The 15,049-nt window shown below is 52.1% G+C and carries 16 protein-coding genes; 15 read left to right on the top strand and 1 reads right to left on the bottom strand.

Going from position 1 to position 15,049, the window contains the following annotated elements:
• The first annotated feature begins 3 nt into the window (after positions 1 to 3).
• From QY332_21925 to QY332_21875, 11 genes are all read left to right on the top strand, one after another.
• A complete protein-coding gene (locus QY332_21925; protein WKZ36271.1) occupies positions 4 to 1,302 on the top strand; it encodes an efflux RND transporter periplasmic adaptor subunit in 1,299 nt (432 codons plus the stop codon).
• 360 nt (positions 1,303 to 1,662) lie between these two features.
• The gene (locus QY332_21920; GenBank protein WKZ36270.1) at positions 1,663 to 2,133 is read left to right on the top strand and encodes a PaaI family thioesterase; all 471 of its coding nucleotides are present in this window, start codon (positions 1,663 to 1,665) and stop codon (positions 2,131 to 2,133) included.
• A gap of 66 nt (positions 2,134 to 2,199) precedes the next feature.
• Positions 2,200 to 2,832 (top strand): lysophospholipid acyltransferase family protein, encoded by a 633-nt coding sequence (locus QY332_21915; GenBank protein WKZ36269.1) that lies wholly within the window; start codon positions 2,200 to 2,202, stop codon positions 2,830 to 2,832.
• A gap of 7 nt (positions 2,833 to 2,839) precedes the next feature.
• Positions 2,840 to 3,517 carry a hypothetical protein gene (locus tag QY332_21910; protein ID WKZ36268.1) on the top strand — a complete coding sequence of 226 codons (678 nt, stop codon included), beginning with the start codon at positions 2,840 to 2,842 and terminating at the stop codon, positions 3,515 to 3,517.
• A gap of 55 nt (positions 3,518 to 3,572) precedes the next feature.
• Positions 3,573 to 4,712: an MFS transporter gene (locus QY332_21905; GenBank protein ID WKZ36267.1), complete on the top strand. Its 1,140-nt coding sequence runs from the start codon at positions 3,573 to 3,575 to the stop codon at positions 4,710 to 4,712.
• A gap of 71 nt (positions 4,713 to 4,783) precedes the next feature.
• Positions 4,784 to 5,449: an MBL fold metallo-hydrolase gene (locus QY332_21900; GenBank protein WKZ36266.1), complete on the top strand. Its 666-nt coding sequence runs from the start codon at positions 4,784 to 4,786 to the stop codon at positions 5,447 to 5,449.
• An 11-nt stretch (positions 5,450 to 5,460) separates the two neighbouring features.
• Complete coding sequence (locus QY332_21895; GenBank protein WKZ36265.1) at positions 5,461 to 6,102, top strand: glycerol-3-phosphate acyltransferase; 642 nt, start codon at positions 5,461 to 5,463, stop codon at positions 6,100 to 6,102.
• Positions 6,103 to 6,129: 27 nt separating this feature from the next.
• Entirely contained in the window at positions 6,130 to 6,987 is an 858-nt protein-coding gene (locus tag QY332_21890; protein ID WKZ36264.1) for a DegV family protein, read from the top strand.
• A complete protein-coding gene (locus QY332_21885; protein ID WKZ36263.1) occupies positions 6,987 to 7,769 on the top strand; it encodes an NAD-dependent protein deacylase in 783 nt (260 codons plus the stop codon). The genes QY332_21890 and QY332_21885 overlap by 1 nt, the downstream gene beginning before the upstream one ends.
• A 5-nt stretch (positions 7,770 to 7,774) precedes the next feature.
• A complete protein-coding gene (locus QY332_21880) occupies positions 7,775 to 8,314 on the top strand; it encodes a helix-turn-helix transcriptional regulator (protein WKZ36262.1) in 540 nt (179 codons plus the stop codon).
• A gap of 317 nt (positions 8,315 to 8,631) precedes the next feature.
• Positions 8,632 to 10,554 (top strand): glycoside hydrolase family 3 N-terminal domain-containing protein, encoded by a 1,923-nt coding sequence (locus QY332_21875; protein WKZ36261.1) that lies wholly within the window; start codon positions 8,632 to 8,634, stop codon positions 10,552 to 10,554.
• 41 nt (positions 10,555 to 10,595) lie between these two features.
• Here the strand turns inward: QY332_21875 and QY332_21870 are convergent, their stop codons facing one another.
• Positions 10,596 to 11,042, bottom strand: coding sequence for a MarR family transcriptional regulator (locus QY332_21870; GenBank protein ID WKZ36260.1), 447 nt, complete (start codon positions 11,040 to 11,042; stop codon positions 10,596 to 10,598).
• Between the two features lie 532 nt (positions 11,043 to 11,574).
• Between QY332_21870 and QY332_21865 the strand changes: the two genes are divergently transcribed.
• From QY332_21865 to QY332_21850, 4 genes are read left to right on the top strand one after another with little or no spacing between them, the layout of a single operon-like run.
• Entirely contained in the window at positions 11,575 to 11,970 is a 396-nt protein-coding gene (locus QY332_21865; GenBank protein ID WKZ36259.1) for an A24 family peptidase, read from the top strand.
• On the top strand, positions 11,960 to 12,865 hold the full coding sequence (locus QY332_21860) for a hypothetical protein (GenBank protein ID WKZ36258.1): 906 nt from the start codon (positions 11,960 to 11,962) through the stop codon (positions 12,863 to 12,865). Before QY332_21865 ends, QY332_21860 begins: the two co-directional genes overlap by 11 nt.
• Complete coding sequence (locus QY332_21855) at positions 12,862 to 14,568, top strand: hypothetical protein (GenBank protein WKZ36257.1); 1,707 nt, start codon at positions 12,862 to 12,864, stop codon at positions 14,566 to 14,568. The genes QY332_21860 and QY332_21855 overlap by 4 nt, the downstream gene beginning before the upstream one ends.
• On the top strand, positions 14,565 to 15,035 hold the full coding sequence (locus QY332_21850) for a hypothetical protein (protein WKZ36256.1): 471 nt from the start codon (positions 14,565 to 14,567) through the stop codon (positions 15,033 to 15,035). Before QY332_21855 ends, QY332_21850 begins: the two co-directional genes overlap by 4 nt.
• Positions 15,036 to 15,049 lie beyond the last annotated feature (14 nt).

Genomic DNA, 15,049 nt, shown 5'->3' with positions numbered 1-15,049 from the left:
AAGATGAAAAAGCAAACTTTTGTGTTCGTTTCTCTGATGGTCATTCTCAGCATGGCGTTGAGCGCCTGCGGAACGTTGGTCAGTGCCGATACAACTGACTTGAACGCCTCCGGCACGATTGCCTCGCTTGAAGTCAATGTCGCGCCGCAGATTGGCGGCCAGGTTGTTTCGGTCAGCGTGGAGGAAGGCACGCAGGTAAATGCGGGCGATGAATTATTCCGCCTGGACGACAGCCTATTCAAAGCCCAGCGCGCCCAAGCCGAAGCGGCCATTCAACTGGCAGAATCTGCCGTCAGCAGCGCGAAAGCGCAATATGACCTGGTTCTAAACAACGCCCGCCTGCAAGATCAACAAAACCGCGTTTCCAACTGGAACGCTTCACAGCCGAGTCAATTCGACTTGCCTGTCTGGTATTTCGACAAAGAAGAAAAATTGGCGTCAGCCAACCTTGAAATAGATGCCGCAAAGACTGGCTTAGACAAAGAAAAAGCCAATCTTGAAAAAGTGCTAACAAATGTAGCCTCCCAGGAGTTTTTGAACGCTGAAAAGCGCGTGTCAGACGCCCAGGCCGCTTTTGTCGTCGCAGATCAAGTTCTCAGCCAGGCGAATAGCGCGCAGGAAAATGAGGATTTGCAAAACTTCGCCCAGGATCAATATGACGCGGCGGAGAATGAATTAAAGTCTGCTCAAACTGACTATACCCGTTTGTTGACGACGCAGGGAGCCAAAGATGTGCTTGAAGCCCGCGCTCGCGTCAAGGTTGCTCAGGAACGCTATGACCGCGCATTGGACTATTACAACTCGTTCCTCAGCGGTGACCAGTCTTTGCAGGTCAAAGCCGCCGAAGCCGGTGTGCAGCAAGCCGAAGCCGCGCTGGCGCAGGCGCAAGCCGCGCTTGCCACGCTTGACGTTCAAATTGAGAAAACCATCATTCGCGCCCCGATGGATGGTGTCGTCCTGATTCGCAACCTGGAGATAGGCGAAACTGTCGCACCTGGTGGTATCGTGATGAGCATTGGTCATCTCCAGGAAGTGGAACTGGTGGTTTATATCCCCGAAACCGAGTACGGCAAAGTCCGCCTCGGCGATCAGGTATCCATCTCAGTTGATTCCTTTCCAGGTGAGACCTTCATTGGCACGGTTGTGAACATATCCGACAAAGCCGAATTTACCCCGCGCAACGTGCAGACCGTCGAAGGGCGCCGCGCAACGGTGTATGGTATCAAGATCAGCGTGCCAAACCCCGATCTGAAACTCAAACCCGGCATGCCCGCAGACGTGACGTTTACAAATACCAAATAGCATTTGATCGCGAATAACGTTATGGCTTCCCCGCCTCGCTCGCTTTTCCCCTTTCGCCTGCCCCGTTTTATTCGGCGTATCCATCGCGGGTTCCTGTTCCTGCGCTCATTGCTCGCCATTGCAGTCGACATCATCGTTCTTTACATTCGTAATCGTCTACGCCCGTCGTAGTCCAATGCTGACTTGAAACTCAACCCAGGCATACCCGCCAACGTGATCTTTGTGATTGGTCAATACAGTTGAAATCAGGCCAATGTCCTGCCAGATCTTTCAAAAACAAGAAATATTATCCGGTAGCGCGACTTGATATAGATCATCGAAACGCACTGCATATACAAAAATTCTTCGAGGTAATGATTAATGCAGTCCCTTCCTAAACATGGTTCCTGCTTTGTTTGCGGCTCCCCGAATTCGCCAGGAATGGGGGTGGTCTGGTACGCGCTGGATGACAACTCCATCTTTGCCGAAGTCACCCTGAACGACGCCCAACAGGGCCCGCCCGGTTTCGCGCACGGCGGCGCCTCCGCCGCTTTGCTGGATGAAGCCATGGGCGCGGCAGTCTGGCTGGCTGGGTATCGGGTGGCGTCGGTCAATCTCAACATCTCCTATCGTAAACCCGTGCCGCTGGGTCAGCCTTTCAAGGTTACAGCGCGGGTCAACGAGCGGAACGGGAAAAAGGTCACAGCGGTTGGTGAAATCCGTCTCGCAGACGAAACACTGGCGGTTAGCGGCGACGGGATTTTTGTCGAGGCTCCGCAGTTGTTCACTGGACTGGGTACAGGCTCAAGGTCCGCGGATGAGGCGATGGAAATCCGTGGAACGGAGAAATAAACATGCAGTCTGAAAATCTCTGTTGCGACGAAGGAAGATAGGGATTAGTTAAGTGTGAAGAAGAGCATGAACGAATCTGGTATTGGCCCTCCTCGAATCCGCAAAATACAAACATTACTGGGCATACTTTTTCTAGCAGTAACAGGCTGGAAAGTGGCAGGTAGTGTGCCAGATCTACCGAAATTTGTTTTGGTCCTTGCGCCGCACACCTCCAACTGGGATCTACCTTTTATCCTGGCAGTTATGTATGGATTGGGGCTCAAAATTAACTGGTTTGGCAAGAAGGAGCTATTCCCCTGGCCAATTGGAGGCGTTTTCAAACGGCTTGGAGGCATCCCAATTGACCGTAGTTCTCGCTACAATGTAGTGCAACAAACAGCACAAACGATACGGGAACGTGAGCAAATTGTAATGGGCATTGCACCGGAAGGGACGCGCAGTCAATCCGGACATTGGAGGACAGGCTTTTACTACATTGCCAATCTTGCGCAAGTGCCTATTGTATTTGGCTACTTGGATTACGCGCGTAAAGTTGGCGGTTTGGGTCCGGTGATGCATACCACGGGCAATATTGAGGCGGATATGAAGGTAATTCGTGAATTTTATAGCGGCATCACTGCCAAGTATCCACATAAAGTAGGGGGGATTATTGTCAGTCAGCGCGCATGGCATCAGAACAGCCGGAATGATAATGGGTAGTGAAGGGATGCAATCAAAAAGTCTTTGGTGGGTTGGACTGTTTGCCGTCGCCATGGCTTACCTGGAATCGGCGGTGGTCGTCTATCTGCGGAAACTCTACGGCATCAGCGACCTCATTCTCAGCGTCCCGCCGTTCGACCCGCAAATCGGGGCAATCGAACTGGGCAGGGAACTGGCGACGCTGGTCATGCTGCTGACGGTGGGTTGGGCGGCGGGAACGAGATTTCAATCACGCTTGGGATTTTCCGTCTTCGCCTTTGGCGTGTGGGACATCTTCTATTACATCTGGCTCAGGGTTTTCATCGGCTGGCCGCAAACAGTATTTGACCCCGACCTTCTATTCCTGTTGCCGCTGCCGTGGTGGGGACCGGTGCTTGCGCCTGTTTTGATTGCCCTGCTGATGGTCATTGTTGGCGCGCTGGCGGTCATTAAAGATGAACATGGACTGCGTCTCCTCCCGTCATTCATGGATTGGGCTACTCTGGCTGGCGGCATACTGACCGTACTGTATACCTTCATGGCAGACGCTCTTGCCGCCCTGCCTGCTGATACGCAAACACTCAGCCAATTGCGCCCCTCCGAGTTTAACTGGATTGTTTATGTGGTTGGGCTTGCGCTGTTGGCATTTTTTGTATGGCGTATGGGCAAACCAGCGCACGTAGAGATAACTCATGGAACAGAGTAATAAACTCCGCAAGTTACATCCTAATATTTGGATTGTCACCGCGACATCTCTTCTCATGGACATCTCTTCGGAGATGATTGTCTATCTCATTCCGTTGTTTCTTTCCAATGTATTGGGTGTGCGCATGGCGTTCATTGGTTTGATTGACGGGGTTGCGGAGACAACCGCCAGTTTGCTCAAGGTGTATTCAGGCGCGCTGTCCGATAGGCTGGGTCAGCGCAAGTGGCTGGCGGTGATCGGGTATGCCATCTCCGCCCTTGCCAAACCGTTCCTCTATTTTGCAAACACATGGGGATGGGTGATGGGCGTGCGGTTTGCGGACCGCGTAGGCAAGGGCATTCGCGCCGCGCCGCGCGACGCGCTCGTAGCCGCCAGTACGGATGAGAGCAATCGCGGATATGCCTTTGGGTTTCATCGAGCGGGGGATACGGCGGGCGCATTTATAGGCATTGCCATTGCCGCGCTCATCGTTTGGTTGACACAGGCAGGATCATTGCAGATTACGCGAGCTACATTTCAAACTGCGGTGTTGGCAAGCGTCATTCCCGCCGTGTTGGCGGTCATTGTTTTAGGGGTGGGCGCAAAAGATTTGGGAGGAGCAGGCGGCAGGTCAGGCGCGAAGCGTTTCTCCTTTAAGGAGTTCGATTCCCGTTTCAAGAATTTCCTCTTTATTGTGGTCATCTTCACGCTTGGGAATTCATCCGATTCATTTATTATTTTACGCGCGCAGGAACGCGGCTTGAATGTGCTGCAAACATTATTCATGTTGATGACATTCACCGCAATCTATACGATTTTATCCAGCAGGTTCGGCGCGCTCTCCGATATAGTGGGACGGCGCAAATTGATCGTCGCTGGCTGGCTTGTGTATGGGCTGGTCTATCTGGGATTCGCGTTCGCACGGGCGGGCTGGCAAATCTGGTTGATGTTCGGACTGTATGGAATTTACTACGCTGCCACAGAAGGCGTTGCTAAAGCGTTCGTCGCCGACCTTGTGCCAGAAGCGCAGCGCGGCGCCGCCTATGGACTCTTTAACGCCGCGATTGGAATTACCGCTCTCCCCGCCTCGTTTCTTGCGGGACTTTTATGGCAGGGATTTGGTCAATGGCTGGGGTTCGGTCCCTCGGCTCCCTTCCTGTTTGGCGCGGCGCTGGCTTTGATTGCAAGCGTGTTGTTATGGCGGCGCGTTAAATAATTCATCGGTATTGTTTCACCCGTTTAAAAAAGAGCAGAAAAATTTCGCCAATTCACTTTATGGAGGCTGTTTTGAAAATTCGTTATCTTGGTCATTCCTGCGTTGAAATTACCGGCAAGCATCACATATTGATAGATCCCGACTTCACCCGCGACCCTGAACCGAGTGTGGAATACGTCTGCATTACCCACGCTCACAAAGACCATATTGGACGTGTGGCTGATGTTCCGAATGCAATCGTCCTTGCCTCTGCGGATGTCTGTGAGATCGCGGCCCACCTCGGGGTCCCGCGTGAACGATTGCATCCAGTCACGCCGGGTGAGCAGGTTGCAAATATCCAAATCCTTGCGGGTTACAGCATGGTGAACCAACCGCTTTACACATTTTTCTATATGCTATTTCGATGGCGGCGGCCCGACCCCGGCGGTACGCCGCTTTCCTTCCTTGTTCAGGATGAAGCAGACTTGTTGCATATTGGCGACGCGCACGAAGCGCCACTTTCCATTCACCCCGATATTCTGTGCCTGCCCTGGCGCACCACGCCCTTTGGCCCCAAACGCTATAAGGAGACTCTGATCAAAATGGCAAACCGCTTCGGCGCACGTTACATCCTGCCCATTCATTACGACCTGCCCGGCACCGAAGCCGACCCGCGCGAGATCGAGGGACGTGTAAACGCCGTTGTGTTGGACGGACATGGCTGGTATGGGTTTCAAAACAAAAAGAAGCTGGAGTAAAGGTCTCGATCATGCCAATTCTCATTTTTCTGGTCTCTTATGTTCTTGGCTCCATTCCCTTTGGGCTGCTTTTGGTCCGTCTGTCAACCGGCGAGGATGTTCGTCGGATCGGAAGCGGACGGACGGGAACGACGAACGCGCTGCGCGCCGCAGGTCCTGCGATCGCGATCTTGACGCTGCTCCTGGATGTGCTTAAGGGGGCCGGCGCAGTCTGGCTGGCTCGCTGGCTTTTTCCAGATAACGCCTGGATGGAAATCCTTGCGCCTGTGATGGCCATTTTGGGCCATAACTACTCCATTTTCCTTGCTGAACGCGGCGAAAATGGGCGATGGCGTTTACGCGGCGGCGCAGGAGGCGCGCCCGCATTGGGCGGCGCGCTGGGTTTATGGCCGGGTAGTGTCCTGGTCTTGCTCCCGTTCATTGTATTGATCTATTTTGGCGTGGGGTATGCCTCTGTAACGACGATGACAGTCCCTCTCATTGCGGCCCTCCTATTTGCAGTACGAGCCTGGCAGGGACTCTCCCCATGGCCATACGCAATCTATTGCCTGATTGCCGAGGTTTTCCTGCTCTGGGCTTTGCGTCCGAATATCCGCCGCTTGCTCGAAGGCGCTGAGCGCGGCATCGGCTGGCGCGCCAAGCGTAAAAATTGATATCACTTCACCAAAGGAGAAATAAACATGAAAAAGCAAAAAGTCGCAATTGTCACCGATGGGGCATCTTCCCTAACCCCCGCTATGGGAAAGGAATATGGTCTGGATGTCGCGCCTGTTTATGTGACATTCAACGGAGAGACCTATCTGTCTGGCGTCAATCTGGATGCGGCGGAATTCTACCGCCTGCTGCGCGCCAACAAGAAACTGCCCACTACCGCCCAGCCTACTGCTCAGGATTTCATTGACATCTACACCAAACTGGCGGAAGATGTGGATGAGATTGTGACGGTGGTCATTTCCCATCACATGAGCGCCACGCTCCAGTCCGCGTTAATGGCGCAGGAGCAGTTCAAGACCGTTCCCGTCCACGTAGTGGATTCCGAGTCCGTCACACTTGGTTTGGGGATGATGGCGATTGCCGCCGCGCGCGCCGCCGCACAGGGACAGGACGCGCAGCAGGTCGTCCAACTATTGGAGAAAATCAAGCAGTCTATGAACGTGATCTTCACTGTCGAAACGCTTGAATACCTGCAAAAGGGTGGTCGCATTGGCGGCGCAACGGCTTTCCTGGGATCGGCATTGAGCATCAAACCCATTCTTTATATCAAGAATGGACGCATCGAGCCGTTGGAACGTGTGCGTACGCGCAAGCGCGCGATTGCCCGCCTTCTGGAATTGGTGGAAGAAAAAGTCGGTGCATCAGAAGCCCATTTCGCCGTTCTGCATTGTGAGGCAGACGTGGAAGCGCGTGAACTTGGGGAACAGGTCAAGGCGAAATTCAATTGCGCAGAACTGGTGATTGCCGAAGCCGGGCCGGTGATCGGCACGCACGCCGGGCCGGGAACCCTGGGGTTGGGCTTTTACCCTGTACCAGGAGTGTGATGGCGGAAGCCTCCCTAATCCAGAACGCAACGAAACTACTTGCAGAAAGCCGGGCGGCGGTCGCCTTCACAGGCGCGGGAATATCCACGCCGTCCGGCATTCCCGATTTCCGCAGTCCGAAGACAGGTCTGTGGGCGTGCCTGGAGGCTGCCGGAGCGGACGAGACGCAGGCTGGCACCATTCAGGCATTCGGACGCGACCCTCGGACCTTCTACGAGCGCATGAAGCCTCTCTTCCAGGATATGATCACTGCCGAACCAAATGCCGCCCACTACGCTTTGGCTGAACTGGAAGCCAGGGGAATCATTCAGGCTGTCATTACCCAAAACGCTGACATGCTGCACCAGCGGGCCGGTTCGAAAAACGTCATCGAAGTTCACGGCTCATTGGCTGAAGCCACATGTATACAGTGTTACAACGTCAAGCCATTTCGTCCTCTACTGGATCAATTTTTATCCGATGGCATCGTTCCGCGCTGCAAAGAATGCGGGGGAGCAATGAAGCCAAACGTCATCCTGACTGGGGAACAACTGCCAGTTCGGGCAATGCTGGCAGCCCAACAGGCAATCCGTCGTTCTGACATTTTGTTGGTTGCCGGAACATCCCTGGCAGGAGGGCCTTCTTCGACACTGGTTGATAACGCATATTTGAGAGGCTTAAATCTGGTTATCGTCAACCAATCGCCCACTTTGCTAGACCAGGTTGCTGATGTCATTATCCATGCGGATGTGGCGACTGTTCTGCCAGCGATTGTTAAAGCTTTTCAAGGAATACAAAGATGACAGTAATGTACACACCCATCTCAAACGAAGCCTTGTATATCTTGGGATGTCTGAGCCATGTGGCGATGACATCCCAGCAGTTGTCCGAATACCGAAAATTCACATCTAATTTGGAGTGGGCAGAAGTTAATTCTGAAGGAATTTATCGCGAAATACAACGCCTGCAACGTCAGGGTCTGATCAAATGGATTCGCAATCCAGGCGATCTCAAACGTATCTATCATATTACGGAAGCAGGCCGCCAGTTTTTGAGGGATTACCTCCTCATCGAAATCAATAGTTTAATGGAACAACAACGAGACTTCACACTGGTCGTGAACGCGCTTGACGTCCTGGAAAAAAGTAAACAACGTCAGATTATCAACAGGCGTCGAGTGTTTGTAAATAAAATGATTAGCAGGATAAAAAAGACGCAGGCTTTATTGGATAAAAGGGAAAAAACCCGCCAACTCTTACTTCAGTATTATCTTTATCGCTTTCAAGGTCAACTCAGGTGGCTGGAGGATATTATCGGCTCACAGGGAGCACAAAATGATCATACATAATAAAGGGAAAGTTGTATCTGCGGGTAAAACGATAATGCCCGGAAAACCTTCTAATGATATGTGGGCATCAAAGGCATTGAATTGCTCAAATAGTTTTGATCACTATTGTGAAAAATGTCGGAAGGTGACAGTCTGGTTTCTTTTGTGGGGAAGGAACTCAACCACCCCTGGCTTTTTTACAGGAAATGCGCTGCTGGATGGCTGGGCAAGATGGGTATTCCCGCAATATAGCATATGCTCGGAATGCGAAACCAGAATCCCGTTATAGAAAATGATATTATTCGCTGTTAGTTTTATATTAAAAACAGAAGGTGTTAATGAAAATATTAATCATACTCGCCGGGCTTTTTGTTCTCGTCTATATTGTATATTACAGGCGGGAAATCCAACCAGAGATTAACACCCAACATAACCTATCCCTCCTGGGAGGAGAAGCTCCTCTCCTGCGAGAAGACGGGATCGTATTCCGGGATTTGAACAAGAACGGAAAGCTTGATCCCTACGAAGACCCGCGCCGTCCCATTGAAGATCGGGTGGAAGATCTTCTGACACAGATGACTCTGGAAGAAAAAGCGGGCATCATGTTCCAAACCATGATCGGCATGAATAATGACGGCACTTTGCAGGAGAAAGGCGGCATCATTCCCATGCCGCAGTCATCCGACCTGATCGCCAGTCGGCTCATGAATCACTTCAACGTGCTCCGAACTGCTGAGCCGCGCCAGATGGCAGAATGGTATAACCGTATTCAGAAGTTGGCGGAGCAAACCCGCTTAGGCATCCCCATCACGATTTCCTCCGATCCCCGCCATGCTTTCACTCAGAATCCGGCGACGAGCATGATGGCGGGCAAGTTCTCTCAATTCCCTGAGCAGATTGGACTTGCCGCTGCCCGCGATGTTGAATTGGTTCAACAATTCGCCGATATCGCCCGGCAGGAATACCTGGCAGTCGGTATTCGCCTGGCCCTGCACCCAATGGCAGACCTCGCAACGGACCCGCGCTGGGGTCGGGCAAACGGCACGTTTGGCGAAGATGCCAACCTTGCGTCCGAGATGATTGCCGCTTACATCCGCGGCTTTCAGGGCGAGCAATTGGGAGCGCAAAGCGTTGCCTGTATGACCAAGCACTTCCCGGGCGCGGGTCCGCAGAAGGATGGCGAGGATGCGCATTTCCCTTACGGCAAGGAACAGGTCTATCCGGGTAATCGATTTGAATACCACTTAAAACCGTTTGAAGCGGCCTTCAAGGCTGGCACAGCACAAATCATGCCCTACTATGGGATGCCGGTTGGTCTTCCGTTTGAGAAAGTTGGTTTCGGTTTTAACAAAGATGTTATTGCCGGCTTACTACGTGAGAAATATGGTTTCGATGGCGTGGTCTGCACCGATTGGATGCTCATCAACCCGGTCAAGGTGATGGGGCGCGAAATTATTCCTGCCAAAGCCTGGGGGGTGGAGCATCTCTCGGCGGCTGGGCGCATTCAAAAGGCGATTGAGGCGGGTGTGGATCAGTTCGGAGGAGAAGCGTGTCCCAAAGTCATTGTGGAACTGGTTCGCAGTGGCAGGGTCAAGGAGGAGCGCCTTGACCAATCCGTTCGCCGCCTGCTGCGAGATAAATTCCGCCTGGGATTATTCGACAACCCTTACGTTGATCCTGATATCGCTGAACAAACCGTTGGCAACCCCGAATTTCGCAAGGTAGGGGAACTCGCCCAGCGCAAGTCCATCGTCTTGTTGAAAAATGAGGAAGGAATTCTTCCGCTCAAGGGTGAGTTGAAGATTTATGTTGAGAATATTAATCCTGAAACCGCCAGCCGGTATGGACGGGTGGTCAATAATCTGGCTAATGCAGATATTGCCATCCTACGCCTGAATGCTCCGTATGAGAAACGCAAAGGTTTATTGGAAAGTTATTTCCATGCCGGGGATCTGGATTTCCAAGGTAGGGAGAAGGAACATATTTTAGACGTAATGAGCCGCGTCCCCACGATTGTTGATATTTATCTGGAACGTCCGTCGGTTATCCCTGAGATTGCAGAACAAAGTGTTGCCTTACTGGCGAACTTTGGCGCAAACGACAGGGCAGTGCTGGATGTAATTTTTGGCAAATTTGTGCCTCAAGGGAAACTCCCCTTTGAATTACCTGCATCAATGGAGGCTGTGCGAAGACAAAAAGAAGATGTGCCGTATGACTCTGAGAATCCGTTGTTCCCATTTGGACATGGGTTGACTTATTAGGCTTGCGTCTCCTGCTCCATTATGGAGCAGGAGATATGATTCTATTGGCTGTCCAGGTTGTGCTCCGCTGTTACCAAATCCCTTAATGATGCGGAGATTGTCTCCAGTTGCTTTTCGGAAAGCGTCAGGGGCAATCTTTCAATCCATTGGTTGCGGAACTCAATAGCCTTTTCAATCAGGGTGCGCCCTTTGGCGGTTAGCGTTAATTGTCTGACCCTTCTATCCTGGGGGGATTCCGCCCTATCAACCAATTGTTTGTCCACCAACCTATTTATTAACTGACTGGCTGCCGCCACGGAGATATCCAGATGACCACCCATTTCTGAAATATCGTTTGGGCCGCGATAATAGAGGTGCATCAGGATACTGAAATGAGACAGGGACAATCCTGATGCTTTGACAAAGCGCATGTAATTGCGCATGGAACGGCTGATAAACCGCTCTGACCATTCTTTCAAAACCTTGTTGAATTCAATCGCATCAGTCATCCTGCCTCCAGGTTGAAAATTCATTTTTGATATGGGAATTTTACCTGATTGCAAAAGTCGCACGTATCTATTTCAGGCAACAACACAGGCATCCTTCAATACATAAATATTCTGAGATGGGATTTACGTTATACAATTTCATCAATTTTCATCCCGCTTCTTTCCAATCTGAGAGTTGCTTCTGTTTCAATTCGCTTATTCACTCTCTTCCATAAATAAACTCCTTAATGCATTAACAATAGAGAGAATAGGATAGTGGTATCGCCCGAGCATGAGCCCTTTACTTCTGGCAATATTATGCTTCCAGAATTTACTTACGGCAAAATTATCCTTCCAGTCCGTCCTTCACCCCGCTACTTTTTGTCATTGACCAAAGGCTGGAAGCGGCAAACTTATGTTTCCAGCCGTGGCAAACTTATGGGTTAGGTTACACAAATTACAACAAAACATCCATTGTCAAGGTTGGCTGTCACTTTTCAAAAGCGACACTTTCCCCATACCCACCCATCTATTTCTATATCATGAACAACCAATGACCTGGTTGCTTTTTTATCTTCTGGCTATGAGCTTGTATGACCTGCGCACCCGGCGCATCCCAAACTGGGCTACCTATCCATTGATGCTTGCGGGCATGATCGCGCATTTCCCCGGACATATGGATTTGTGGCTGGCATGTTTTCTGCTGCTTTCCGCCTGGGCAAGCGGATGGATGGGCGCCGGGGATGTCAAACTCTGGATGGCAGTTCTTTGGGCTTTACCTGATTCCAATATCCCATCCCTGATCCTGCTTGTATTCCTTTCCTTCCTGATCACCAGCATCATTCAGTTCTTCTGGAGATTCTTTCAGAAGCAATCCCTCACCGGCATGAAATCCCCCGCCGCCTGGCGAACGATTCCCTTTCTCCTGATGGTCTGGCATGTACACTGATCTCTTCCTTGCCATGCTCAACCCCAAAAACGCACGCGGGAATCCCATCCTTTCTGCGCTGGTTTATACCTTCTGTCCCGCTGCTGCACGTTGGTGGCTGGTGGGCGCCGACCCTACCCCGCCCTTCGATCCCGTCTGGAAATCCCTCGAAGATCTATCATCCGGTGGGACTCTGCTCGAATTCTTGATCAAGTATGACTTTGACTCTTTGATCGAGGAAATTCGAACCTACATCCGCGAAGTGGAGGAATATAGAAGGCAACATAATAATCTTCGCGCCCCGGAACTTATGCCCCTCTTTCGCGGCGGGAATATCGCCATGAATCGCCGGTATGGTTCCCAGAATGCGATCAATCATCTTGGCGGGGATTGGCGCAACCTGTTTATTTACGTTCGCACCTGGGCGTTCCTCTCCCAGGACTGGCGTGCCGCGATGCTGATCGGACGTGACGCTGGCTACAGCCTGAATGCGGAGAAAGTCTGCCTGACCCTGCCTGGAGTACGTCTGCCTGTCCAATTCGATACCTGGGTCTGGCAGATCCCTGTGGGACATGTCACGGAAACCAAGATTGGTTCACTCGTCTCCAATGGTGAACAGGATCAACTGCGCTTTTCCCTGCTAAGCCGCTGCACCACCCTGGGAAAACAACCCTGGTCCAACACGCCTGCCATCGTTGCCCTGGATCGGGAGACCGGCGAAGCGAAGCATTTCGATCAACTCCTGGCCAATAGGGATTTGGAGAAAACGGTGGAGTCCCTGTCCAACCTTGCGAAGAAGGGTCCGCATCCACCCTTGAACGCCCTGCGGCAACCTTCGATCTGCAAACAATGCGGATACCAGCAATTGTGCTTTACAAGGAACTATATCTCCCAACATGCCCTGAAGGACTTATGAAAAAACTTCGCATCCTTATCATCCTGACGATCTTCCTTGCCGTCCTGCTCCTGAGTGGATTGACAATGTCTGCCACGCCAGTGTATGCCTCCAACGCAAACCTGCTCCTGACTCCCACACCCATTGTGACGGTCACAGTCACGCCGACTCCACCAACGGGAGGTGGAGGAAATACCACAACCACCATCTCACAGATCTTCAATCACCTCATCTTCCCCGCCGAAACCATCTCCGAAGCCCTGGCGGGCATCTTCGATAAAGCCGCCGACAAGGAAGTGCGCGCCATGAGCGAGGAAGTGGCGCGCTGGACCAGCGTGATCGGCGAGATTATACAGGCTCCCAGCCAAGACGATTACAGTACAGTGGCACAATCCAGTTTGCCGGTTGCGGCGGCATTAGCGCCCGCTTTATTCCTATTACGACTGGCGCTGTATCACTGGGGAAGGCTACTCGGTGATGATGACAGCGGATTGCGTGTGGTCGGGGATTGGGTTACGGCTGGTGTGTTGGCGATTGCCTCCGGTCCATTCCTTGATCTGATCGTCCGACTCGGGTGGTGGATGGTTGGAAAAGTGATCGGGGAAACTGGTATCTTGGCAGTCAGTTTTGTAGAGAACACCACTGCAACATCCATATTGTTGGGACTTGCGAATCAAACCTTCTTGGGCAGCCTGCTCAACATCGGTCTTTCCATCGGTTCGTTACTCGCCATCGGCGGGATGTTGTTTGCGTTTGCGTCCGCCAATGCCGTTCTATTTATTCTTGCTGTACTCGCTCCACCTCTTGCTATTGCGAGCGTGTTGCCTCAGGCAACCTGGCTGCGTTCCCTATGGATGAAGGCAGTGATCTTGATTGCTCTTCTGCCTATTGTGGCAGGTGGAGTCTTCAAGGCAGGCATGGCAGCCAGTACTTGGATGGGTCAGCAGGGGTTGTTGTCCGCCATTCTGCGTGTCGTCTGGCTGTGGGGTGCAACCGGATTGTTGCTGTCACTGGCAGGCATCCTGGGCAAGATGACTATCTCCACCACAGCGGATGCATTCGGAGGAATGATCAAGGCAGCGCAACAAATCATTTCCATCGGGATGCTGGCTGCCAGCGGTGTGGGAGCGGCGGGAGCTGGTGCGGTTGGCGCGGCAGGAGCCACGACAGGTGCGGGCGCATCTGCAACATCTACTGCCACGAGTGGACTGACCGGCGCGGAAGTCACGATGGGTCATCTCAATGCGGCGGGACAATTAACACAACAAGCCGGAAATCTTGAAGCGATGGGATTGCGTGCCCCAGCCGCCTATAATCGTTCGCTGGCACATGGACATGAACTTGCGGCGCGACAGGCGGAGTTGGGGGAACGGATGCAACGCTTCAATGGCGCCCCACCCTCATCACCTTCGGATGATTTTGGTTTCTCGCCATCGGTGAATGCCTCCATTCAATCCAACTTCAACGGCTCTCCCCAGGAATTCCAGCAGGGATTTCAAGCCATGTCCGCGGACATCTCTCAACATGGGATGGACCCAAATGTTTTCGCTGCTCAGTACCCACAGGAAACAGCACAGATGACCAGAGCCTACCTGGATCATTCGGAAGAGATCATGACAGCGCGCGATCCATTGATGCGCGCTTCTGAAATCGGAAACGCAACACGGGTGAAAGAGATACTTACATTCATGCCAAATTCCAGGGATGAAGAGGATCGCTCATGACCCTCGCAGAGACCTTTGCGCTGGTCTCCTTTTCCATATTCAGCTATGCCGACCTGCGCTATCGCCTGGTTCCAGGGATTGAAGTCTTTCTGTTAGGAACGATCCTTTTGACATTTCCCGCCACACCCATTCAGACCGGGATCGTATTGCTGGCATGTCTGTGGAGCATCTTCCGTAATCTATCCGGTTGGTTTGCCATACCCTTGTTGTTTTACCCACCTGTCTGGCCAGTGTTGTTCACCGGATATGGGTATCGCAAGGGCATCATTGGCAGGGCAGATTTGCTTGCGATTAGCGGGCTTGCCTGTCTTTTTCCTTTACCTGCCGTATTGCTGTCTCTTCTGGGATTGGAACTCTGGCGCAGGCTTTGGATACGCAGACAACAAGGGAACATCCCTGCCCTGCCAGGTCTGTTGCTTGGATTGATCGTCTATCTCTTATTGCGTTTATTCCTACCGACTCCATAGCGACACGAGCACAC

This window comes from Anaerolineales bacterium (genome assembly GCA_030583885.1).
GTDB lineage: Bacteria > Chloroflexota > Anaerolineae > Anaerolineales > Villigracilaceae > Villigracilis.
This window is presented reverse-complemented; position numbering and strand designations above follow the sequence as displayed.